Below are 22,145 nucleotides of genomic sequence, written 5' to 3' on the forward strand. Positions count from 1 at the left end.
CGGCCCGAGGCCACACGTATCTCCCGTCTCCCGGCCGAAGCCCCGCAGGGTGCGTCACTCGTGTGGCCGCCGAAAACGGCGTCCCCTGTCGGGGCGGCCGTGAGGATGCGGCCATGGGTATACGCATGCTCCACCGCTGGGCGGTCCGGGCGCAGGCGACGGTCCGCGCACGGATACGCTTCCGCGCCGCGGCGGCCCCGACCCCGGTGCGGCCGGCCGTCGCGCCGGACGCGAGCACCGTCCGCATCCCCATCGCCCCCGCCGAAGTCCTCAGCCGGGCGGCCACGGACGTCCGGGACCGGCTCACCCGCCGCGCACCGGCCGAGGGCGTCACCGCCGATGAAGCAGAGCCGCCGATCTGGCGTCAGTGGGCCGAGGTGGGCCGTAACTGCCTGGCTCTGGCCCGTGCCTGGCGGCCCCGGGCACGCCCGGTGCGTACCATGACGGTCTTCGTCGCGGCCGTGGTCACGGCCGCGAGCCCACCGGCCCCCTTCAGCGCGCCACCGGGACCTCCGCCGGGTCCCGAGGCACCGGGACCGGACGCCACACCCTGACCCCGGCGACGTACAGCAGCAGGCCCGGCACCAGCCCCGCACCCAGCCCGAAGCACACTGTGGGGATCAGTTCCCAGGGCCGTGCCGCCGGCTCCAGGTAGGCCCACGACTGCGAGATCCGCTCCGCCGCCCCGACCGCCGCGCAGCCTCCGAACACCGCCAGCGCCCACCAGCGGTCCCGCAGGGACAGCACCGGGATGCCCACAGGCGCGCCGAGCGGGGTCCGCCGCAGGGCTGTCACCACGAAGACGGCGATCACGACCGCGGCGACGAGCGAACCGCCGTACTGGAGGTACCAGTACAGAGGGAATCCGGCCAGGTTCCGGCCGAGGACGGGCAGCAGCCGCATCCCCCAGCGGTCGAGATGGGTGAACGCGTCCCACACCACATGAGTCAGCGAGCCGAGCGCCGCCGACACGTACCACCACCACGCCGTACCGGGCGTCACACGCGCGCGGGACGCACCGCAGCGCAGCAGCGCCGCCGGACGCCCCTGCCGGGTCCGCGGCAGCAACGCCACCAGCGGCTCGCGTGCGAACAGCCACAGCCCCGTCAGCACCCATGCGATCGCAACGTCGACCGTGAACACACCGGGGAAGGAGTGCGTGACCGCACCGAACTCCATCGCCCCGGGCAGCACGCTCGCCGCGTAGTACGTCAGGTCCGGCGCGAAGGACCCCGCGACGAGCACCGCGGGCACCAGCCGGCCGCGGCCGGACCCGTCCGTGCGCACGGCGGGCAGCACGGCCGCCGCATGGCTGAGAGTGAACGGCACGTACGCCCCCTGGTCGTCGGCCGGCCGCCGGCCGGGTGATCACGACTGTCCAGTATGCGGGACGCCGTCCCGGTACAACGCGACATGGCCAACTGGTGAAAATCGGTGGTCAACGGGTGCCCGCCCCAAACAAGTTGTCGTAGGGTCACCTGGGTCACTGTGCGGGGACGCACGACTGGACCGTCAGGCAGTCGAACAAAGGAACAACTGCCCCGAATGGGGCACGGGGGCAACCGCGGCAACGAGTCAACCGTCACACCAGTGCGAGCAGGCACACACAGACGACGGAGACGGGCGCACGGGCGTCCATGGGAGGTATTCACTCTATGGCGGCGCACTTCGGCAGGAGGCTGCGCAAGGGGGCGGCGACCACCGCCGTGGCCGCGGCAGCGGTCGCGGCTCTGTCGGCGTCCCAGGCACCGGCGGTGACGAACGACGACGCCGGCAGACAGAGCGCCGCAGGGCAGTCCACGCAGGATCCCGTCCAGGACGACAGCGCCACCGGCAACTCGCCGTACTACACGGACCTGCCGTCGCTGAACAGCCCCTACCCCAGCACCAGCCCCTCCCCGACGACCGGGACCTCCGTCTCGACCGGCGACACCGAGGCGGGCATTCCGGCGACCGTCCTCGACGCCTACAAGAAGGCCGCCGAGGAACTGCGTACCTCCAAGCCCGGCTGCAACCTGCCCTGGCAACTCCTCGCGGCCATCGGCAAGGTCGAGTCCGGCCAGGCCCGCGGCGGCCGCGTCGACGCGAGCGGCACCACCCTGTCGCCGATCCTCGGCCCCGTCCTCGACGGCAACGGCTTCGCCAGCATCCGCGACACCGACGGCGGCCTGTACGACGGCGACAGCACCTACGACCGCGCGGTCGGCCCCATGCAGTTCATCCCGTCCACCTGGGCCTGGGCGGGCCGCGACGGCAACGGCGACGGCAAGAAGGACCCCAACAACGTCTACGACGCCGCGCTGGCCGCCGGACACTATCTGTGCCGCATGAACTGGGACCTGTCCCAGCAGAGCGACCTGCACAGCGCGATCCTCAGTTACAACAACTCGCAGGACTACCTGAACACGGTCCTGACGTGGCTGGAGTACTACCGCAAGGGCACCCACTCGATCCCGGACGGCTCCGGCACCGTGCCCTCCAACCGCAGCGACAGCGGCAGCGGGGCCGACCCCACGCCCACATCCCCGGCGACGTCGAAACCGGGCTCGGGCTCCGGCAGCGGCGGATCCAGCCCCAGTCCGACGCCGCCGTCGAAGGACAAGCCGAGCAGCCCCAGCACGCCGACGCCGACGCCCACCCAGACGGTGGACCACATCGAGGACCCCGGCACCGCGACGCTCAGCGCCATGGCGGGCGACGCCTTCACCGCGAAGATCAGCACCCGCGCGGAGAACAAGAAGGGCAAGGGTGTCGCCAAGGTCCGGGTCAGGTTCACCATCCTCGGCGACACCGACACGACCTTCACCGGCGGCGAGACCGTCGTCACGGTCCGGACCGACAGCTCCGGCACGGCCGTCGCGCCTGCGCTCCAGGCGGGCGAGAAGACCGGCGGCTTCACCGTCCGCGCAGTCGTCGTGGGCCGTGCGCTGCCCGGACTCGACTACCGGGCGACGGTCACCGACCGGGCCGCCGACACCCTCGCGCGCACGACCGACACCGAGCTGACCTGCACCGCGGGCGGCGAGTTCGCCGACCAGGTCACCGTGAAGGCGACGTACAAGGGCGCCGTCGCGGACAAGGTCGCCGCCACCGCCACCCTGATCAAGTCGGCGGACGACGCCACCGAGAACGACAAGGGCCCCTACTTCAAGGACGCGGACGGAAAGACCGTACGCACCCTGACCGGGCTCCAGACGGACGCCGACGGCCAGTTGACGCTGCCCAAGCTGTACGCGGACGACACCACCGGCACGTTCCTGCTGCGCATCACCACCACCGGAGGGGCCGTGCTCACGGTCCAGCTGACGGTTACGGCGCCCGCCACCCCGTCGGCGAGTCCGTCGCCGAGCGCTTCGGCAACGACGTAGTCCCGGCAGCCCGGCAGCCCGGTCGAGGGGCGCTCCTCCGCTTCGGCGGCGGGGCGCCCCTCGTCCGTGTGCGCGACCTGTTCTCATCTCGCCCGCCCGTTGCTACGGTGCCGGACCTGACGATGTGTCAGCGGTGTGCCGCGCACACTCCAGTTCCGCCCGGTGGGAGGCCGTATGCGTGCCCTGATCGCCGCCGCGACCGGTCTCGCCGTCGCGGTCGCCCTGGTCCTCGCCCTCACCGCCATGGGCACACCGGACGGTACGACATCCCCGAAGCCGCTGCTGACCACAGTGCCCGCGCACCCGTAGACACCCGGCAGGGAGGCCGAGATGCACCGCAGGGCCAGTCTGATCCTGCTCGCCCTCGCCGTGTTCTTCGCGGCGCTGTCCCCACTGCTGCGCTGGTACGCCTTCCCGCGCCTGGCCAAGATCCCCGCGGGCCAGTACCAGGACATGGTCCTGGAGGCGAAGGGCGCCACCCTCCTCGACTACGGCACCATGAAGGCCCGCAAGGTCTCCAAAGTCACCATCGTGCAGACCCTCAAGGGGAACGTGGCGGCCGCCAAGCAGATCGAGCGGACCGCCGGCCGGGACGTCGTCGTCTGGGACGGCCTGTCCTACGTCCAGGGCCCCGACGGCAAGATGGTCTCCGAGATCCCCGAGCGCTACATCTTCGACGCCCACAGCCAGGAACCCGTCCACGCCACCGGCGAGGCGGTCGACGGCGACCCGGTGAAGAGGGACGGCATCGAGTTCAAGTGGCCGTTCCTGACCGAGAAACGGGACTACGAGTACTTCGACGCCCAGACCCGCACCACCCACCCCATTCACTACAAGGGCACGACGACCTTCCGCGGCGTCGAGGTGTACTACTTCGAGCAGACGATCCCGTGGACCCAGGTCAGGTTCCCCAAGGTCATGCCGGTCAAGGGCATCACCCCCGAGTCGGTCGCCAAGACGGGAACGACCCGCTGGTACACCACGGTCCGCAAGTTCTGGGTCGAGCCCGTCACCGGCGCGCCCGTCTACGGCGAGGAGATCCACAAGGAGGAACTGCGCGGCGGCACCCTGCTCGGCGGGCGTGACAAGGTGACGGCGTTCGCCGGACACGTGAAGATGCGCGAGGACTACATCCGGCACACCGTCGCGCTGGTCAAGAGCAACCGCACCCTGGTCCTGCTGATGACGTCCTACCTGCCCTGGGGCTTTCTGATCCTGGGCACCCTGCTGCTGGCCCTCTCCCTCTGGCTGGAGGCGCGCGCCAGGCGTCCTGCCGATCCCGCGCCCGCCGCGGCCGAGGCGCCACAGCCGGTCAGCGCCTGAGCCGTGCGGTGGTGTGCCGCGTCGGCTCGGCCGTCGCCGGATCCTCGGGCCAGGGATGCTTCGGATACCGTCCGCGCAGTTCCGCCCGGACGCTCCGGTAGCCGTCCGCCCAGAAGGAGGCGAGGTCCGCGGTGACCGCCGCGGGCCGCCCGGCGGGGGAGAGGAGATGGACCAGCAGTGGCAGCCCGGCGACCGACGGTGACTCGCGCAGCCCGAACATCTCCTGGAGCTTCACCGCCAGCACCGGCTGCTCGGGGTTCCCGTAGTCGATCCGGATTCTGGACCCACTGGGCACGGTGATGCGTTCCGGGGCGAGTTCGTTCAGCCGCGCCGCCTCGCCGGACGCCCAGGGCAGCAGCCTGGTGAGTGCCTGCCCGGCGTCGACACGCGTGAGATCGGCACGCCGGCGGGCCCGGCTCAGCTCGGGCTCCAGCCACTCGTCGACGCGGGCATGGAGCGCGTCGTCCGACACGTCCGGCCACGGCTCTCCGAGGCGCAGCCGCAGGAACGCCAGCCGCTGCCGCAGCACGACGGCATCCTGCGTCCACCTGAGCAGCCCGAACCCTTCCTGCCTCAGCCCGTCGAGCAGCGCGCCGCGCACCAGGGCGGGATCGGCGTCGGCCGGCGGCCGCACCGCCATCTCGATCGCCCCCAGCCGCTCGACACGCCGGGCGACGACATCCCCGTCGGCCCAGCGCACCTCGTCCCGCGCCCCGGCCAACGCCCCGGCGGCGCCCCGGGCTGTGTCCTCCCCGATGACGGCGCCGACCCGCACGCGCGCGTGCCTGCTGCCGACCGGCCTGTCGGCCACGGCCACCGCGATCCACGACGCCCCGTGCAACGCCGACCCCGCGTCCACCTCGGCCCGGGTGCCGGACGCCATGAGATACGACCCGCCGTCCAGCCTGGCGACCCGCTCGGGAAACGCGAGAGCGACGACGACGCCGATCCGAGCGTCCTCACCCTCGCGGCCACCACCGACGCCGCGGCTGCCGCCGTCCGGCTGGCGCGCTGTGCCCTTCTGCGGCCCCCCGGCGTCGTGGGCGGCGTCCGCGGGCCCGCCCACGGTTGCCCCGGGCCGCCGGCCGTTGTCGCCGCCGTCCGGTCGGTCCGCAGGACCTGTGGGCACCATGCTGTCGCGGCGGGGTTCGGTATCCGTCGGCGGTTGCCCGACGGCAGCGGGCGGCCCAGCCGGCCCCGTGGCCGCAACGCGCAGGCGTCGTACCTCCCTGCGCCAGCGGGGCGCGTACGTGTCGCCGCCCCGGCGGGCCGTGCGCAGGGCGGTGGCGAGGTCGTCGCCGTACTCCCGCGGGGGTTCCTCGCTCAGCAGGGCCACGACCTCGGCGGCCAGGTCCGGGCCCACGGCGGCCGAGGCGTCGAGCAACGCCCGTGCCAGGCGCGGATGCAGGCCGAGCCGGGCCATCCGGACCCCGCGGTCCGTTGCCCGCCCGGCGGTGTCCACCGCGCCGATCGCCGACAGCACCTCCCGCGCCGCCGCCATCGCCCCGGCCGGAGGCGGATCCAGCAGCGCCAGTCCGGCTGCGTCCGGATCGCCCCAGCAGGCGGCCTGGAGCGCGAACGCCGTCAGATCGGCCACCTGGATCTCCGGCGCCGGGAAACGCGGCAGACGGGCGTCCTCGGCCTCCGCCCAGCACCGGTAGACGGTCCCCGGGGCCTCGCGCCCGGCGCGACCCGCCCGCTGCCGTCCGGCCGCCTGCGAGGCCCGTACCGTCGTCAGTGCGCTCAACCCACGCGCGTGGTCCACCCGCGCCTCACGCGCGAGGCCGGAGTCGACCACCACCCGCACCCCGGGAACCGTCAGCGAGGACTCCGCCACCGACGTCGCCAGCACCACCCGGCGCCGTTCCCCGGCCGACAGCACCGCGTCCTGCACCGCCGCCGGGGCCCGCCCGTGCACCTGGAGCACGTCGATCTCGCCGACGCCGGTGAGCTGCCCGGCCACCCGCGCGATCTCGCCCACGCCGGGCAGGAAGCACAGCACGTCGCCCTGCCCCTCGGCGAGCGCCCGCCGCACCGTGGATGCCACATGGCCGAGCAGCGCGGGGTCCACGCGCATGCCGTGCGGCGGCCGTACGGGCCGTACCGGCGGTGCCCACACCACCTCCACGGGATACGACACACCCGCCGCCTCCACCACCGGCGCGCCGCCGCGGCCGCCCAGCAGCCGCGCCCAGCCTTCCGCGTCGGTCGTCGCCGAGGCCGCGACCAGCCGCAGCTCGGGCCGCAGCGTCTCCCGCACGTCGCACAGGAATGCCGCCACCGTGTCCGCGTCCAGATGCCGCTCATGGCACTCGTCGAGCACGACGACGTCGACACCGGCCAGTTCCTGGTCCCGCTGGAGGCGCTGCAGCAGCACACCGGTCGTGACGACCTCCACGCGCGCGTGCGGACCCACGACCCGCTCACCGCGCACGGTGTAACCGATGCTCCGGCCGACCTTCTCGCCCAGCAGCCACGCCATCCGGCGGGCCGCGGCCCGTGCGGCGATCCTGCGCGGCTCGGCCACGACCACGCGACACGCCGGGGTGTCGCCGAGGAGCCCCGCCAGGGCCAGCGGGACCAGCGTCGTCTTGCCGGTGCCGGGCGGAGCGACCAGGACGGCCGTGCCGCGGTCCGCGAGGGCGTCCATGAGAGCGGGCAGGGCACTGCGGACAGGGAGCGCGTCCAGGGCGTCGTAGCGGATCACGACCCCAGTGTCGTACGCCTGACGAACGGCTCGGCCCACGCGCGCGTGCGGTCCGTTTCGGAACGCACGCGCGCGTGCGTTCCGAAAAGCATCGTGCAGGAAGCAGCAAAGGCCCTCACGCGCGCACAGCCCGCACAGCCCGTGCAAGCGGCTCACGCGCGCGTGCAGCGGAAGTCGTGCCCGGCAGTCAGTCCCGCTCGCACACGAAGATCGCCGTTCCCGGGATCAGGTTCCCGCGCAGCGGCGACCAGCCGCCCCACTCCGAGGTGTTCCAGGCCGGCCACTCCGGCTCCACCAGGTCGACCAGCCGCCAGCCCGCCGCGACGATGTCCCGGACCCGGTCGCCGAGCGTCCGGTGGTGCTCGACGTACACCGCGTGCCCGTCGTCGTCCTGCTCGACGTAGGGCGTGCGGTCGAAGTACGACCCCGACACCGACAGCCCCTCGGGGCCCGGCTCGTCGGGGAAGGCCCAGCGGAGCGGATGCGTCACCGAGAACACGAAGCGGCCCCCGGGCCGCACCACGCGGCGCACCTCGCTCAGCACCAGCACCGGGTCGGCGACGAACGGCAGCGCCCCGTACGCCGAGCACGCCAGGTCGAACGAGCCGTCAGCGAACGGCAGCGCGGCCGCGTCCGCCTGGACCAGTGGGAACGAACCGCCGATCCGCAGCGCGTGCTGGAGCTGGCGGTGGGAGAGATCCAGCGCCACCGGCCGCGCACCCTGCCCCGTCAGCCACCGCGAGCACTGCGCGGCGCCCGCGCCGATCTCCAGGACGTCCTTGCCCTTCAGCTCCTCGGGCGGGCCGAGCAGTTCTGCCTCCACCTCGTCCAGACCCTCGGGGCCCCAGACGAAGCGGTCGTCGCCGAGGAACGTGCCGTGCTCCACCTGGTACTCGTCGGCGTTGCGGTCCCACCAGCCCCGGTTGGCCCGGGCGCTCTCCGCGACGCCGGAGGCACGGCGGGTGGCTTCGGGCTCGAACGGTTCGGGCACTTGGATGATCGGCTCCCTCGTCGTACTCTTCCGTCCAGCCCGACGCGCGCGGGTGACGCGGAAGAGATTCCCGCGGGCCCGGGTGGCCTCGTGGGACGGTTCTTGTGCCGGGTATGCGGCGTTCCGCCCCGGGTGTGCGCCTTCGTGCATTGACCCTGCCTGGCTGCCCCCGTATGCTACAAGTTGCGCTGCGGGCCTGCGCACCTCAGACGTAGCAGGCTGTGCTCGCATCTGTTGTATGTCCCCTCGGTTGTCGAGGCGCCGTCACCGTTTTCCTTGGTGGGGCGCTTCCTTGGCTGTCCGGCTTCATCAGAGCGAAACGGGCTCCTGGCGTAATGCAGTACCTACGACTTCAATGTCCGTACCGGAGCCCTTTCCCACATGACGAGCAGCACCGAGACCACCGCCACCACCCCGCAGGTAGCGGTCAACGACATCGGTAACGAGGAAGCCTTCCTCGCCGCGATCGACGAGACGATCAAGTACTTCAACGACGGCGACATCGTCGACGGCGTCATCGTGAAGGTCGACCGGGACGAGGTCCTGCTCGACATCGGTTACAAGACCGAGGGTGTCATCCCGAGCCGCGAGCTCTCGATCAAGCACGACGTCGACCCCAACGAGGTCGTCGCCGTCGGTGACGAGATCGAGGCCCTGGTCCTCCAGAAGGAGGACAAGGAAGGCCGCCTGATCCTCTCGAAGAAGCGCGCCCAGTACGAGCGTGCCTGGGGCACCATCGAGAAGATCAAGGAAGAGGACGGCATCGTCACCGGTACCGTCATCGAGGTCGTCAAGGGTGGTCTCATCCTCGACATCGGCCTCCGCGGCTTCCTCCCGGCCTCCCTGGTCGAGATGCGCCGTGTCCGCGACCTTCAGCCGTACGTCGGCAAGGAGCTCGAGGCGAAGATCATCGAGCTGGACAAGAACCGCAACAACGTGGTCCTGTCCCGCCGCGCCTGGCTCGAGCAGACCCAGTCCGAGGTCCGCCAGACGTTCCTCACGACCCTCCAGAAGGGTCAGGTCCGTTCCGGTGTCGTCTCCTCGATCGTCAACTTCGGTGCCTTCGTGGACCTGGGCGGCGTCGACGGTCTCGTCCACGTCTCCGAGCTCTCCTGGAAGCACATCGACCACCCGTCCGAGGTCGTCGAGGTGGGCCAGGAAGTCACCGTCGAGGTTCTCGACGTCGACATGGACCGCGAGCGTGTCTCCCTGTCGCTGAAGGCGACCCAGGAAGACCCGTGGCAGCAGTTCGCCCGCACCCACCAGATCGGCCAGGTCGTGCCCGGCAAGGTCACGAAGCTGGTTCCGTTCGGTGCGTTCGTGCGCGTCGACGAGGGCATCGAGGGTCTGGTGCACATCTCCGAGCTGGCCGAGCGCCACGTGGAGATCCCGGAGCAGGTCGTCCAGGTCAACGACGAGATCTTCGTCAAGGTCATCGACATCGACCTCGAGCGCCGTCGCATCAGCCTCTCGCTGAAGCAGGCCAACGAGGCATTCGGTGCCGACCCGGCCACGGTCGAGTTCGACCCGACCCTGTACGGCATGGCCGCGTCCTACGACGACCAGGGCAACTACATCTACCCCGAGGGCTTCGACCCCGAGACCAACGACTGGCTCGAGGGCTACGAGACCCAGCGCGAGGCGTGGGAGCACCAGTACGCCGAGGCGCAGACCCGCTTCGAGCAGCACCAGCAGCAGGTCATCAAGTCCCGCGAGGCCGACGCCGCCGCTGCCGCCGAGGGCGGCGAGGCCGCTGCTCCGGCAGCGACCGGTGGGTCGTACTCCTCCGAGGGTGCCGACAACTCCGGCGCGCTGGCCTCGGACGAGGCGCTTGCCGCCCTGCGCGAGAAGCTGGCCGGCGGCCAGAGCTGACGCTCGCCGCTGAACCGGCGTTCAGCCGGTAGCCGTTGAACGGTGGCCGAGGGGCCGTACCTTCCGAGGTGCGGCCCCTCGGCCATGCGGTCGGCCCGTCGGCCATGCGGTCGGCCCGTCGGCCATGCGGTCGGCCCGTCGGCCATGCGGTCGGCCCGTCGGCCATGCGGTCGGCCCGTCGGCCTTGCCGTCGGCCCGTCGGCCGCGCAGATGTCACGGAGACCTCCGGGAGTCCGGGACTGCGGCGCACAGCGGTGACCGTACGCCGCGACCGGTCGACGCAGGGCTCCGCTTCAGCCCCGCTCAGGCATCGGCGGCGCGGCTCAGCCGCGACTCAGGGCCGGGCGGCCAGCATGAAAAGGCCCTAAGAGCACAGCCGATCAAGACACCGGGCGGGAATGCCCGTGCCCCGCCGGGCGTTGTCGGGTACGAACACGAGGAGGAGCAGGTCATCGTGCTGGATCCGCAGGGTTTGTACACGTGGGAGCCGAAGGGGCTGGCCGTCGTCGACATGGCGCTGGCCCAGGAGTCGGCCGGTCTTGTCATGCTCTACCACTTCGACGGATACATCGACGCCGGGGAGACCGGCGACCAGATCGTGGACGGACTGCTCGACTCGCTGCCCCAGCAGGTTGTGGCCCGCTTCGACCACGACCGGCTCGTCGACTACCGGGCCCGCCGCCCGCTGCTCACCTTCCAGCGCGACCGCTGGACCGGTTACGAGGAGCCCGCGATCGAGGTCCGCCTCGTCCAGGACGCCACCGGAGCGCCCTTCCTGCTGTTGTCCGGCCCGGAACCGGACGTGGAGTGGGAGCGCTTCGCCGCCGCCGTGCGGCAGATCGTGGAGCGGCTCGGCGTCCGGCTGTCGGTGAACTTCCACGGCATCCCGATGGGCGTCCCGCACACCCGTCCCGTCGGCCTCACCCCGCACGGCAACCGCACCGAACTGGTGCCGGGCCATCGCAGTCCCTTCGACGAGGCCCAGGTGCCCGGCAGCGCCGAGTCGCTGCTCGAGTACCGCCTGATGGAGGCCGGGCACGATGTGCTGGGCGTCGCCGCCCATGTGCCGCACTACATCGCCCGCTCGCCGTACCCCGACGCGTCGCTGACCGTCCTGGAGGCGATCACGGGGGCGACCGGCCTGGTCCTGCCCGGCGTCGCGCACACGCTGCGCATGGAGGCGCACCGCACCCAGACCGAGATCGACCGCCAGATCCGGGAGGGCGACGAGGAGCTCACCGCCCTCGTCCAGGGCCTGGAGCACCAGTACGACGCCGTCGCCGGCGCCGAGAGCCGCGGCAACATGCTCGCCGAGCCCGTCGACATTCCGTCCGCCGACGAGATCGGCCGCGAGTTCGAGCGGTTCCTGGCCGAGCGGGAGGGCGAGGGCTGAGCCGGACGGCATGACCGCAAGGCCTGTCGTCACCTTCCCGTCCGCCCGGCGGTGTCCGGCACACAGGCCTTAAGACCTGTCCGGCGGATCATGCCGGAGACGCGGGGGCTGGCACGCGCACCTGCGGCGTTGTCGTCACTCGCCGACGCTCCGCGTCGACTCCCTCCTCCGCCTTGCAGTTGCACGCACCAGCCCCCGCTCACCTGGGCCAATGGGTGCCGTCGGTTTCCTCCGACTTGATCCGCCGGACAGGCCTTAGGCTTCGGCTCATGTTGAGGGTGGGCCTGACCGGCGGGATCGGCGCCGGCAAGAGCGAGGTGTCGCGGCTTCTCGTGGAGCACGGCGCGGTGCTGATCGACGCCGACCGCATCGCGCGGGAGGTCGTCGAGCCCGGAACTCCCGGACTCGCGGCCGTCGTGGAGGCGTTCGGCAAAGAGGTGCTCACCGAGGACGGCAGACTCGACCGCCCCAAGCTGGGCTCCGTCGTCTTCGCCGACCCCGCGAAGCTCGCCGTCCTCAACTCCGTCGTCCATCCCCTGGTGGGCGCCCGTTCGAGTGAACTGGAGGGCGCCGCCGCCCAGGACGCGGTGGTCGTGCACGACGTCCCGCTCCTCACCGAGAACCGCCTGGCGCCGCTGTACGACGTCGTGGTGGTCGTCGACGCGAGCCCCGGGACCCAGCTCGACCGGCTGGTACGGCTTCGCGGCATGACCGAGCAGGACGCCCGCGCCCGCATGGCCGCGCAGGCGACACGCGAGCAGCGCCTGGCCGCCGCGGACATAGTCATCGACAACGACGTCCCCCTGGAAGAGCTGCGGCGCCGGGTCCATGAGGTGTGGACGGAGCTGACGGAGCGCGCGTCCCGGCAGGGATGAGTGTCTTTCCCAGGACCGTCCCGGTGGCGTGGCTGTCGCGTCGACGACCGTTGCGGCGCGTGTGACTGCCTGCCGCGCGGCCGTTTCACCGCCGTCCCGGCGGGGTTCGTCCGATGTGGCCGGATCACGACGGTGTCCGGGGCTCGCCAGGGCCCTAACCGTGCATAACAGGACCGTGGGCGCCCTGAACCGGGACGAAGAATCGGAATAGTGGGCCTGTCACGGGCGTTGAACCGGGGCAGCGAGGGAAGGATTTCGCCGTGCCCGAGACCAGCGGTTCACCCGGACGGAGTCCGGAGACGCATGTCATCGACTTCCGTGCCGCGGAGCAACTGCTTGCCGCACGGGACCCACGGGGTGCGGTGAAGCTGCTCGACGGAGTCATTGCCGCGCACCCCGAGAACACGGCCGCGCGGCTGCTGCGCGCGCGGGCGTTCTTCGCCGCCGCGCAACTGAGGCCCGCCGAACTCGAGTTCGCCGTCGTGCTGGAGCGGGAGCCGGACAACGCGTTCGCCCACTTCGCGCTGGCCCGCACCTACGAACGTCAGGGGCGCCCCGACCAGGCCAAGCGTCACTTCCGGCTGGCCGCGGCCCTTGACCCCAACCCGCAGTATCTGAAGGCGGCGCGGTTCGACGTGTGAGGGGGCGGGGCTCGCGGACACTGCTCGGGGGCATGGACGCCCGGGTCATGGATGGCGGTGCCGTGGCGGGGGATACGGTGGACGGTACGGGGGGACATCGCGCCCCGGCTGATAGTGCGGGCCCTGCCGGATGTGCCGGACGATCATCGCCAGGTCGACGACGATCACAGCGCTCAGCACCCCGCAGACCACGGCCCAGCCGGTGAGTCCGACGAGCACGAACGCGACCGTCCCCGGAACGGCCCAGATCAGCCCCCATACGCTCAGCCAGAACCGGGCCCGCAGCGCACTGCGAGCGGTCACCGGTTCACTGCCCGTACGCATCGTGACCACTGCTCCTGCTTGAAACGTACTCTCCGCCGACGCGGTTCTCCACGGGACCGGGGGAGCGGGTGTCGGCGCCGTGATTACCCGAAAGGGTGAACCGGGGACGGTGTGGGAACGGGCGTGCGGACGCGGGCCGTTGTCCGGGTATGAAGCTGGAAATGCGTGAAGGGTATGAGGGAACGGGTCCCGGAGCGATCACCCCGGACGGCTGCGCGGTGGAACTGTACGCGCGGCTGCCGGTGGGGAGCGAGCCGGATGTCATCGCCGCGGCCGTCCCGGCGGGCGCGCACATCCTGGAACTGGGCAGCGGCGTCGGCCGGGTGACGCACGCGCTGCTGGAGCGGGGTTTCACGGTCACGGCGGTCGACGAGTCCGCCGAGATGCTGGCACGCGTCCGCGGGGCGCGCACGATATGCGGCCCGATCGAGGATCTCGATCTTGGCGAGTCGTTCGACGTGGTGATGCTGGGGTCGTTCCTCGTGCACGCCGGAGACCTGGAGGTGCGGCGCGGTCTGCTGCGGACCTGTGTGCGGCATGTCGCGTCGGGCGGTCAGGTGCTGATCCAGCGGGAGGGCCAGGACTGGCACACGGACATACCGCGCGAGCGGGTCGACCCCGCCGGCTTCACCGTGCGGATGCTGTCGGCGGAGCCGCTCGGGGACGGGGCGAACTCGGTGCGCGCCGAGTATGCGTTCCCGGACGCGGTCTGGACCCAGACGTTCAGAACCCGGCCCCTGACGAAGGAGCAGTTCGAGGAGGCGCTGAAGGAGTCGGGTCTGAAGGCGGACCAGTATCTGACCGAGGACGGGACGTGGGTGAGGGCCGTGCCGATGGAGTAGACGACCGACGGGACAGCCCGGATGGACCGGACGACCGACGGGACAGGCTGAAGGTCGTCGGCCGACGACCGATCACCGCCCGGCGGACGGCCGGCGGCGGGACGGCGGACCATCGGTCGGCGGTCCGCCGGGCAGACCGCCGAAGCCCCGCAGGCGTTCCATCTCGCGCCGGTCGCGCTTGGTGGGCCGGCCGGCGCCGCGGTCGCGGATGCCTGCGGGGGCGACCACCTCGCGCGGCGGGGGCGGAGGGGAGTTGTCGATGTAGCACTGGACGGCGACGGGGGCGCCGACCCGCTTGCGGATGAGGCGCCTGACGATGACGACCCGCTCCCGCCCCTCGTGCCGCAGCCGCACCTCGTCGCCGACGCGGACGGAGTAGGCGGGCTTCACCCGCTCTCCGTTCACATGCACATGCCCGCCGCGGCAGGCGGTGGCGCCCAGGGAACGCGTCTTGATCAGGCGTACGGCCCAGATCCAGCTGTCGATGCGCACGGTCCCACCGTCGGCGGGCCCCGCGGCTTCGGCGGCGGCGATCGCGGCGGCGGTCTTCGGATCGACGACGGCGCCCTGAGCGCCCGCGGCGGTGGCCGGGCCGTCGGCAGCGCGCCCGGCACCGGCGTCCGTGCCCGGTCCGCCGTCCCTGTCCTGGTCACCCTGGGAAGCCATGCTCCCGACCTTAGCTTCCCGGGCGGCGGGACGCGGACGGATTTTCCCGGGGGCGTAGGGCGGGTCCTACGGTGGACGCATGGAAGACGATCTGCGCCGACCACCCGCCGGGGGACTGGCACAACTGGACGAGCGCATAGCAGGGTGCAGAGCCTGCCCGCGGCTGGTGGAGTGGCGGGAGGAGGTGGCCCGGGTCAAGCGGGCGGCCTTCGCCGACTGGACGTACTGGGGACGGCCGGTGCCCGGCTTCGGCCCGCAGGACGCCAAGCTGCTGATCATCGGACTGGCGCCCGCCGCACACGGCGGCAACCGCACCGGCCGGATGTTCACCGGGGACCGGTCGGGGGATGTGCTGTATCAGGCGCTGTACGACGTGGGGCTGGCCTCGCAGCCGACGTCGGTGAGCGCGGGCGACGGGCTGGAGCTGTCCGGTGTGCGGATCACGGCACCTGTTCACTGCGCCCCGCCGGACAACAAGCCGACACCCGCGGAACGGGACACCTGCCGCCCCTGGCTGGTCCAGGAGCTGCGGCTGCTGCGGCCGACGCTGCGGGCGGTGGTCGTCCTCGGAGCCTGGGGCTGGCAGGCCACCCTGCCCGCGCTGGCCGAGACGGGCCGGCCGGTGCCCCGCCCCCGCCCCGTCTTCGCCCACGGCACCCGGGTACAGCTGGGCGACCTCGCCCTCTTCGCCTGTTACCACGTCAGCCAGCGCAACACCTTCACGGGCCTCCTCACCCCCGAGATGCTCCAGGAGGTACTGCGCACGGCGGCGACAGCGGCGGGGCTGCATGTGCTGCCGGTCCGGTCGGCGGGCCGCTGACGAGCCGGCCCCCGAACCGCCGCCCGCGGCACTCACACGGGTGTCTCGTCGGGCACGACGGCGGTGGCTGTGATCTCCACGAGCTGGCCGGTGTACCCGAGGCAGGCCACCCCGACGAGCGTCGACGAATGCGGCCCCAGACTCAGCCCCGACGCCGTCACCACCTCCCACACCGCTGACAGCACCGACGGCTCACCGCTCACCACATACACGTCCGTGGCTACGACATGCGCCAGATCGCTGCCCACGGCTCTCAGCTGCTCGGCCAGGTTCGCGATCACCTGCTCGGCCTGCCGTTCCGGATCCCCCACCCCGACCACCTCCCCCTCGGCGTCGAGCGGCACCGCCCCCGCAAGGAACGCAAGCCGCGCACCGGCTTCGACGACGGAGGCATGCGAGTAGACGGGCGGCGAGAACAGCCCAGGTGCCACAACACGCCGGATCATGCGGGACTCCTGACAGGGAAAGAAGGGAAAAGAAGGGACCCCTCCGATCTTCCGGGCCCCGGAACGGTCCCCGCATCCCGATTTCCGCCCGCTCCGGCGGCGGGTGACGGCGAATAATGCTTCGAGGTGATGGACTTCCCGCTGCTAACGTCCCTGGCGTGGCGAAACTCAATCAGATCATCGCAGTGGAGAAGGGCATCAAGTCCAAGGCGCATCAGGACCTGACGGCAGCTCATCACGGGCTGCAGAAGCCCGCGTTGCTGGCCGGTATCTCGCGGACGTACCAGCCGAAGGACGAGGAGGGCGAGCAACTGCCGCCGGAGTCCACGCGGGTGCAGGTCAAGGCTGAAGACGTGCTGCGGGAGACCGCGGCCACCCTGACCCGGCTCTTCGACGTGACCGCCACCAAGGACTGGGCCAACTGCAGCGCACGCGCCGATGTGAAGGTGGACGGCCGGGTGCTCCTCTCCGAGGCGCCCGTGGCCTACCTGCTGTTCCTCGAGAAGCAGCTCGTCGACCTCAACACCTTTGTGCGGAAGCTGCCGGTACTCGACGCCTCCGAGTCCTGGATCCAGGACCCCTCCACCGACTCCTGGAAGACCGAGCCGGTACGGACCCTGCGCACCAAGAAGGTCCCGCGCAACCACGTCAAGGCGGAGGCGACCGAGAAGCACCCGGCCCAGGTCGAGGTGTACTACGAGGACATCCCGGTCGGTTACTGGACGACCGTGAAGTTCTCCGGCGCGCTGCCCGCCCGACGCGTCAATGAACTCCTCGACCGCGTCGAGAGGTTGCAGCAGGCCGTGAAGTTCGCCCGCGAGGAGGCCAACGGCGTCGACGTCGTCGACCAGAGGATCGGTGACGCCGTGTTCGGCTACCTCTTCGGGTAGTCTTCAAGACTCCCTGGTCCATCGCGACCGGGGTGCGCGAGGAGCGCAAGCTGAAGCTGAAGCTTGTCGTGACGGAGCGGTTCCGGTGGAGGTTCGAGCCCTCCCCGCGGCATCACACCATGCCGCGGTGGCCCAACTGGCAGAGGCAGACCGCGATCAATCTCAGACTCTCGCTCCAGACTCAGCATTCGCCGCCGATCGCCGGATCGACCGGGCCCGGGGCCCGGACGTCGAAATGCAGGTTCAAGTCCTGCCCGCGCAGCTCGATGCGCGGTGGTCCAAAGGCAGGACGCGGCGACATCAACCTCACCCGGGCTCTCAAGCGTGCCGGTGTGTGATCGTGGGCGGCCTCACAGGGCCCGGGGGCAGGCTACGCCCTCGGGCCCGCTCCCGTTCCCGGCGACCGTCATGGTCGCGAAACACCCCCGACCCCTCCCGCTGCGGCGCCCTCGGTACCATGGAGACCGCAGACCCAGCCCGGCCACCGTCGCCCGAAGGCATCCACCGCCGTCGACCACGACAGGAGCCCTGTGTCACGCCCCGCCGTCCGTTTCCGTCCCCGGACGCACACCCGGCACCCGAGCCGGACCCCGCGCTTCACCCTGCCCCCCTGGCTCGCCCATGTCCTGCGCGCCCAGCGCGGCCCGGTGCCGTGGAGCGCCGTCACCCGCGGGGCGCTGGCCGGCGGGCCGCTGCTCCTGGCAGGCGTGCTCGCGCACCACACCGGCGTCGGTGTCGTCGCCGCCATCGCCGCGATGTTCGCCGGCATCAACGACCGCCCTGGCAGCCGCCGCGCCGCGGTCAGGCGAATCGGGGCACCCGCGCTCGCCGGTGTCGCGGGCCTGCTGCTCGGCACGTACGCCGGACAGTACCTCGGCGCCGTGGCGCTGACCCTGCTCCTCACCGCCGTCGCCCTCGTCGCCGGAAGCGTCATCGCCGTGGGCCCGGTGGCCTCCGGCGCCGGTACCCAACTGCTGGCCCTCTCCGCCGTGGGCGCCGGTCTGCCGCTGCCCGAACCGGGCTGGCTGCGGGCCCTCGCCTTCCTCGCCGGAGCGGGATGGCTGCTCCTGCTGCGGCTGGCCCTGCCCTCGCCCCGGGCGATCGGCCGCGAGTACCTCCTCGACGGCGAACGCGATGCCGTCGCCGGGGTCTACGACGCCATCGCCGCGCTGCTCGAAGCCGCCGGGACCGACGCCGCCGTAGCCCGGCGCACCGCGCTCACCGCCGCCCTCGACCACGCGCAGGACGCCCTCACCGGGCCCCGCCTGCGGTTCTGGGCCAGCTCCGCCGCCGAGCGCAGACTGCACGCCCAGTACACCGCCGCACTGCCCCTCGCCGAGGCCGCGACCGCGCTCGCCTGGGCCGGGGAGCCCGTCCCCGGACGAGCCGCTCAGGGACCCCGGCGGCTCGCCGCCGCCGTGCGCGGCAACACCGCCACCGGCCCGCTGCCCGCGCCCAGCCGCTCCGTACCGGCCCTGCGCGCCCTCGACGACGCACTGCTGCGTGCCGCCGAGGCCTTCGACCGGGCCGAGGAGGAGGGCGGGCACCGGCTGCACGAGCGCCGTCGCGGTGCCGCCGACCGCTTCGAGGCGGCCCTCGGCGCGGGCGGCCGCGAGTACGGCTTCCGCGTCGCCCTGTCCTTCGGCACCGCCGTGGCCATCGCCCAGGTCCTGCGCCACGCGCACTGGTACGGCAACCAGCCGCACCAGCACTGGTACTGGCTGCCCGCCACCGCCGTGTTCCTCGTCAAGCCCGACCTCGGGCCGCTCGCCTCACGGGTGCTGTGCCGGGCCGCCGGGACCGTGCTCGGCGCCCTCGGCTTCGCCGCGCTCGCCGCCGTACTGCCCCAGCCCGCCGGGGTGATCCTGCTGGTCACCGTCAGTGGGGCGCTGCTCCCGGTCGCCACCCGGCACTTCGCCGCGCAGACCGCCGTCGTCACCGTTCTGGTGCTGGCCCTCGTCATGGCCGGCGGCGAACCGCAGCCCGCCGGTGGCCGCGTCTTCGAGACGCTGCTGGCCTGCGCGATCGTACTGATCGTCGGCCATCTGCCGATGCCGGGGCAGCGGGGCGGCGGCGTGCGCGCCCGGCTCACCACCGCCAACACGGCCGCGCACGCCTACCTCACCCATGTCCTCGGCGAGCCGACCGCCTCCGGCGCGCCCGCCATGTCCCGGGAGCCCGGGGCGACCGCCGACCGCGCCGAGCGCTGGGCGCTGCGCCGGGAGGCGTACCGCACCCTCGCCGAGGCCCGTGCCGCCATCGCCCTCGCCTCCGCCGAACTGCCCGCTCTCGCCCGGCACACGGAGGGCACCGACGAGATCGCGGCGCTGCTGGAGACGCTCGTCGACACCACCACCGCGTGCGCCGTCCACCTCGACGCCGCCGGCGAGCTCACCCCCCGCCACACCGAGCACCTGGCCGGGCTCCTCGCCGAACTGGAGCGCCGACGCCGGAGCCTCGGCCTGCGCGAGCCCGCACTGCCCACGGCGGTCTGACGGACCTGCGGCGGTCTGACGGACCCCCTGAGCTCCGACGCAGCGGGCCGCCGCGAGTAGCGCCGTTCGGCATGCACAGCGATCAAGCCCGAGGTATGCGCTCCGTTCATGGCAATGGGGGAGCGATACGGGCAAATGCTGCCAATGTTCGCAAGGTTGCTGAGAGGGGGCTCACACTGCGTATGGAATCTGTGTCAACTATGTCTCAGTAAGGTCATTCGGCGAGGCGTTCACCCGGTGTTTGGCGTTTAACTACACACGTACAGCACAACACGGAGGTGCAGGGTGAACGGGCGAACGGTGCTCGAACGCTTCCCAGCCGGCGGGCCGCGCGGCTCGTGGCCCGCGGAGGAGTTCGCACAGGCACGACGTCTGGAGGGCCTGCCCGCCGAGGTCGTCATGGACCTCGCCACGGACACGTTCCTGGTCATCGTACGGAGCGGTGACACGGCCGACGCCGTCGCCTAGGGTCTGTGCCGGCGCCGGGCCGGGAGGGCCCGGGACCATGCGTCAGCCCGCCTCGCGCACCGGGGCAGCCGGCAGCTTCACCGTGAACTGATCCGCCTGGAGCGAGTACAGCTCCGCGTAGACACCGCCAGCCGCCAGCAGCTCGTCGGGCGTGCCGGACTCCACCAGCCGGCCCTGGTCCAGTACGTGCACCAGATCCGCGTGCCGCACCGACGCCAGCCGGTGGGTGATCAGGACCACCGACTGGCCGCTCCCGGCCAGGGCGCGGATCTTCTCGAAGACCTCCAGTTCGGCCCGCGTGTCCAGCGCCGCCGTCGGCTCGTCCACGATCAGGATGTGCCCGCGCCGGTAGGCGGCCCGTGCGATGCCGAGGCGCTGCCACTGCCCGCCGGACAGCTCGTGGCCCCCGCTGAACTGGCGGGCCAGCAGCGTGTCCAGGCCGTGCGGCAGATCCGCGACCACGTCCTCGGCGCCCGCCTCGGTCACCGACGACGCCAGCCGTTCGTCGGTCAGCGGTGCGGCGGACCGGCCGACGGCGACATTGACCTTGGCCGTGAACGGCCAGCGCTTGAAGTCCTGCGCCACCATCGCGATGCGCTCGGCGAGCTGCTGCCGGTCCGCTGCCGCCGCGTCCACGCCGTCCCACAGGATCCGGCCCCGGTCCGGCTTGTAGAGGCCCGCCAGCAGTTTGACCAGCGTCGTCTTGCCGGAGCCGTTCTCACCCACCAGCGCGACGATACGGCCGAGCGGCAGCGTGAGGGTGACGTCGTCGAGCGCCGGGCGGGAGGAGTCGCCGGGGTAGCGGAAGGTGACGTTCTCGAAGCGGATCTCCCGGGGGTCCTTCGGCAGCGGCTCCCCGCCGACCGGGATCGCCCGCTCGGCCGCCTCGGCGTACAGCCGCTGGAGATCGCCCACGAACAGCGCCTCCTCGTGGAGCTGGTTGATCTCCAGCACCAGACTGTCCAGGCTGGCCGAGCCGGTGCGGATCGCGATCACCGCGGTCCCCGCCACCGACAGCGCCATCGTCCCGGTCAGCAGCAGCGCGCCCAGCGTGGCGTACGTCGCCACGGTCGCGAGGCCCGTGAAGGCGGCCGCGATCAGCCCGGTCCGGGCCGCCAGCCGCGCCAGCCGTGCCTGCTCGGCCTCCGCCGCCTCCGACATCGAGCGGTAGTGCCGCAACAGGAAGGGGCCTACGCCGTGCACACGGATCTCCGGGGCGGCCTCCGGTTCGGTGAGCAGCCCGCTGATCAGATGCCCCGCGCGCGCGTGCTGCACCCAGATGTGGAACGACTCGTACCGCCGCCGCGCGGTCGTCAGCGCGCTCCACGCGCTCGGCACCGTCATCGTGGCGAGCAGCGGGAGCAGCGCCGGATGCAGCACGGTCAGCACACCGGCGGCGGTGATCAGCGAGATCATCGCGTTGATGACGCGCGTACTGTACGAGATCATGCGCCGGGCCGAGGAGGCGCCGTACTGCGCGGTGTCCAGCAGCTTGTGGAAGGCATGGTCCTCGATCGCCGACAGCTCCACGGCCGCCGCCCGCTCCAGATAGCGCTCGGTGGCGACGCGCTCCACCTTCGGTTCCAGCAGACCGGTCGCGTACACCGACGCCGCCCGCAGCAGTGCGCCCACCAGCAGGACGGCGGCCATCACGACCAGCGCCGGCGCCGCTTCGCGCAGCCGGTCCTCGATCGCACCCGCCGCCAGCACCCGGCCGAGAACGGTGTTCACCGCGAGCAGACTCACGGCCTGCACCGCACCCCGCCCCGCCTCGGCCGCCAGCACGATCCGCGCGGCACGCCGGTCGGCCTGCCAGGCCAGCCGGAAGCTGGACGCCAGCAGTCCGGGCAGCCGGGTCACCATGGCACGGAGGCTCAGCTCCAGGAACGCGTCATCATGCCGGCTCCAGCCCGTGTCGTAGCGCAGCGGTCCCCCGAAGAGCAGCTGCTCCGACTCCGACACCTCGGGCTGCCCTGCGTCACGCTTCTTGCCCACCGTCGACCTCCCCCGACTGCCTACGGAGG

At 72.1% G+C, this 22,145-nt stretch carries 20 protein-coding genes; 13 read left to right on the forward strand and 7 right to left on the reverse strand.

The genetic code is table 11. The annotated features are described in order from the left end of the window. The first annotated feature begins 113 nt into the window (after positions 1–113). Complete coding sequence (locus tag ACSYGN_RS31155) at positions 114–554, forward strand: hypothetical protein (protein WP_460401495.1); 441 nt, start codon at positions 114–116, stop codon at positions 552–554. Here the strand turns inward: ACSYGN_RS31155 and ACSYGN_RS31160 are convergent. Continuing rightward, the gene (locus ACSYGN_RS31160) at positions 493–1,329 is read right to left on the reverse strand and encodes a DUF4184 family protein (protein ID WP_460401497.1); all 837 of its coding nucleotides are present in this window, start codon (positions 1,327–1,329) and stop codon (positions 493–495) included. The two genes, ACSYGN_RS31155 and ACSYGN_RS31160, sit on opposite strands and share 62 nt — an antisense overlap. Before the next feature lie 326 nt (positions 1,330–1,655). Here ACSYGN_RS31160 and ACSYGN_RS31165 point away from each other — a divergent pair, with 326 nt between their 5' ends. From ACSYGN_RS31165 to ACSYGN_RS31175, 3 genes are all read left to right on the forward strand, one after another. Further along, complete coding sequence (locus ACSYGN_RS31165) at positions 1,656–3,368, forward strand: lytic transglycosylase domain-containing protein (RefSeq protein ID WP_460401499.1); 1,713 nt, start codon at positions 1,656–1,658, stop codon at positions 3,366–3,368. A gap of 174 nt (positions 3,369–3,542) precedes the next feature. Beyond that, positions 3,543–3,677 (forward strand): SPW_0924 family protein, encoded by a 135-nt coding sequence (locus tag ACSYGN_RS31170; protein ID WP_460401501.1) that lies wholly within the window; start codon positions 3,543–3,545, stop codon positions 3,675–3,677. 21 nt (positions 3,678–3,698) lie between these two features. Then, entirely contained in the window at positions 3,699–4,691 is a 993-nt protein-coding gene (locus ACSYGN_RS31175; protein WP_460401503.1) for a PorA family protein, read from the forward strand. Here the strand turns inward: ACSYGN_RS31175 and ACSYGN_RS31180 are convergent. Both ACSYGN_RS31180 and ACSYGN_RS31185 read right to left on the reverse strand, forming a co-directional pair. Beyond that, positions 4,681–7,398, reverse strand: coding sequence for an ATP-dependent RNA helicase (locus ACSYGN_RS31180; protein WP_460401505.1), 2,718 nt, complete (start codon positions 7,396–7,398; stop codon positions 4,681–4,683). The two genes, ACSYGN_RS31175 and ACSYGN_RS31180, sit on opposite strands and share 11 nt — an antisense overlap. 187 nt (positions 7,399–7,585) lie before the next feature. Beyond that, positions 7,586–8,539 (reverse strand): methyltransferase domain-containing protein, encoded by a 954-nt coding sequence (locus ACSYGN_RS31185; RefSeq protein ID WP_460401506.1) that lies wholly within the window; start codon positions 8,537–8,539, stop codon positions 7,586–7,588. 231 nt (positions 8,540–8,770) lie between these two features. Here ACSYGN_RS31185 and rpsA point away from each other — a divergent pair, with 231 nt between their 5' ends. The 4 genes from rpsA (at position 8,771) to ACSYGN_RS31205 (ending at position 13,170) form a co-directional block, all read left to right on the forward strand. Then, positions 8,771–10,261, forward strand: coding sequence for a 30S ribosomal protein S1 (rpsA, locus tag ACSYGN_RS31190; RefSeq protein WP_460401508.1), 1,491 nt, complete (start codon positions 8,771–8,773; stop codon positions 10,259–10,261). Positions 10,262–10,715: 454 nt separating this feature from the next. After that, entirely contained in the window at positions 10,716–11,654 is a 939-nt protein-coding gene (locus ACSYGN_RS31195) for a PAC2 family protein (RefSeq protein ID WP_460401510.1), read from the forward strand. Positions 11,655–11,923: 269 nt separating this feature from the next. Then, positions 11,924–12,529, forward strand: a complete 606-nt coding sequence (gene coaE, locus ACSYGN_RS31200) for a dephospho-CoA kinase (protein WP_460401512.1) — start codon at positions 11,924–11,926, stop codon at positions 12,527–12,529. A 260-nt stretch (positions 12,530–12,789) separates the two neighbouring features. Next, positions 12,790–13,170: a tetratricopeptide repeat protein gene (locus tag ACSYGN_RS31205; protein WP_460401514.1), complete on the forward strand. Its 381-nt coding sequence runs from the start codon at positions 12,790–12,792 to the stop codon at positions 13,168–13,170. A 45-nt stretch (positions 13,171–13,215) separates the two neighbouring features. On the opposite strand, the gene ACSYGN_RS31210 is transcribed toward ACSYGN_RS31205, so the two are convergent. Continuing rightward, positions 13,216–13,494 carry a DUF6343 family protein gene (locus tag ACSYGN_RS31210; protein ID WP_460401516.1) on the reverse strand — a complete coding sequence of 93 codons (279 nt, stop codon included), beginning with the start codon at positions 13,492–13,494 and terminating at the stop codon, positions 13,216–13,218. A gap of 161 nt (positions 13,495–13,655) precedes the next feature. Here ACSYGN_RS31210 and ACSYGN_RS31215 point away from each other — a divergent pair, with 161 nt between their 5' ends. Further along, positions 13,656–14,336, forward strand: a complete 681-nt coding sequence (locus ACSYGN_RS31215; protein WP_460401518.1) for a class I SAM-dependent methyltransferase — start codon at positions 13,656–13,658, stop codon at positions 14,334–14,336. 72 nt (positions 14,337–14,408) lie between these two features. Here the strand turns inward: ACSYGN_RS31215 and ACSYGN_RS31220 are convergent, their stop codons facing one another. Further along, positions 14,409–15,002 carry an RNA-binding S4 domain-containing protein gene (locus ACSYGN_RS31220; protein ID WP_460401520.1) on the reverse strand — a complete coding sequence of 198 codons (594 nt, stop codon included), beginning with the start codon at positions 15,000–15,002 and terminating at the stop codon, positions 14,409–14,411. Positions 15,003–15,081: 79 nt separating this feature from the next. Here ACSYGN_RS31220 and ACSYGN_RS31225 point away from each other — a divergent pair, with 79 nt between their 5' ends. Further along, positions 15,082–15,822 (forward strand): uracil-DNA glycosylase, encoded by a 741-nt coding sequence (locus ACSYGN_RS31225; RefSeq protein ID WP_460401522.1) that lies wholly within the window; start codon positions 15,082–15,084, stop codon positions 15,820–15,822. Between the two features lie 32 nt (positions 15,823–15,854). Here the strand turns inward: ACSYGN_RS31225 and ACSYGN_RS31230 are convergent, their stop codons facing one another. Continuing rightward, on the reverse strand, positions 15,855–16,268 hold the full coding sequence (locus ACSYGN_RS31230) for a RidA family protein (RefSeq protein ID WP_460401524.1): 414 nt from the start codon (positions 16,266–16,268) through the stop codon (positions 15,855–15,857). A 158-nt stretch (positions 16,269–16,426) separates the two neighbouring features. Here ACSYGN_RS31230 and ACSYGN_RS31235 point away from each other — a divergent pair, with 158 nt between their 5' ends. From ACSYGN_RS31235 to ACSYGN_RS31245, 3 genes are all read left to right on the forward strand, one after another. Beyond that, on the forward strand, positions 16,427–17,158 hold the full coding sequence (locus tag ACSYGN_RS31235) for a DUF7873 family protein (RefSeq protein ID WP_460401526.1): 732 nt from the start codon (positions 16,427–16,429) through the stop codon (positions 17,156–17,158). Positions 17,159–17,688: 530 nt separating this feature from the next. Further along, entirely contained in the window at positions 17,689–19,653 is a 1,965-nt protein-coding gene (locus ACSYGN_RS31240; protein WP_460401528.1) for an FUSC family protein, read from the forward strand. A gap of 285 nt (positions 19,654–19,938) precedes the next feature. Further along, positions 19,939–20,121 carry a hypothetical protein gene (locus ACSYGN_RS31245; protein WP_460401530.1) on the forward strand — a complete coding sequence of 61 codons (183 nt, stop codon included), beginning with the start codon at positions 19,939–19,941 and terminating at the stop codon, positions 20,119–20,121. A 42-nt stretch (positions 20,122–20,163) separates the two neighbouring features. On the opposite strand, the gene ACSYGN_RS31250 is transcribed toward ACSYGN_RS31245, so the two are convergent. Beyond that, entirely contained in the window at positions 20,164–22,116 is a 1,953-nt protein-coding gene (locus tag ACSYGN_RS31250; protein ID WP_460401532.1) for an ABC transporter ATP-binding protein, read from the reverse strand. Positions 22,117–22,145 lie beyond the last annotated feature (29 nt).

This window comes from Streptomyces sp. YIM S03343 (assembly GCF_054729195.1).

Bases quoted from the DNA above. Each gene is read 5' to 3' on its own strand.
- ACSYGN_RS31155 (WP_460401495.1), top strand. From the start codon at position 114: ATGGGTATACGCATGCTCCACCGCTGGGCGGTCCGGGCGCAGGCGACG.
- ACSYGN_RS31165 (WP_460401499.1), top strand. From the start codon at position 1,656: ATGGCGGCGCACTTCGGCAGGAGGCTGCGCAAGGGGGCGGCGACCACC.
- ACSYGN_RS31170 (WP_460401501.1), top strand. From the start codon at position 3,543: ATGCGTGCCCTGATCGCCGCCGCGACCGGTCTCGCCGTCGCGGTCGCC.
- ACSYGN_RS31175 (WP_460401503.1), top strand. From the start codon at position 3,699: ATGCACCGCAGGGCCAGTCTGATCCTGCTCGCCCTCGCCGTGTTCTTC.
- ACSYGN_RS31185 (WP_460401506.1), bottom strand. From the start codon at position 8,539: ATGCACGAAGGCGCACACCCGGGGCGGAACGCCGCATACCCGGCACAA.
- rpsA (WP_460401508.1), top strand. From the start codon at position 8,771: ATGACGAGCAGCACCGAGACCACCGCCACCACCCCGCAGGTAGCGGTC.
- coaE (WP_460401512.1), top strand. From the start codon at position 11,924: ATGTTGAGGGTGGGCCTGACCGGCGGGATCGGCGCCGGCAAGAGCGAG.
- ACSYGN_RS31210 (WP_460401516.1), bottom strand. From the start codon at position 13,494: ATGCGTACGGGCAGTGAACCGGTGACCGCTCGCAGTGCGCTGCGGGCC.
- ACSYGN_RS31215 (WP_460401518.1), top strand. From the start codon at position 13,656: ATGCGTGAAGGGTATGAGGGAACGGGTCCCGGAGCGATCACCCCGGAC.
- ACSYGN_RS31220 (WP_460401520.1), bottom strand. From the start codon at position 15,002: ATGGCTTCCCAGGGTGACCAGGACAGGGACGGCGGACCGGGCACGGAC.
- ACSYGN_RS31225 (WP_460401522.1), top strand. From the start codon at position 15,082: ATGGAAGACGATCTGCGCCGACCACCCGCCGGGGGACTGGCACAACTG.
- ACSYGN_RS31230 (WP_460401524.1), bottom strand. From the start codon at position 16,268: ATGATCCGGCGTGTTGTGGCACCTGGGCTGTTCTCGCCGCCCGTCTAC.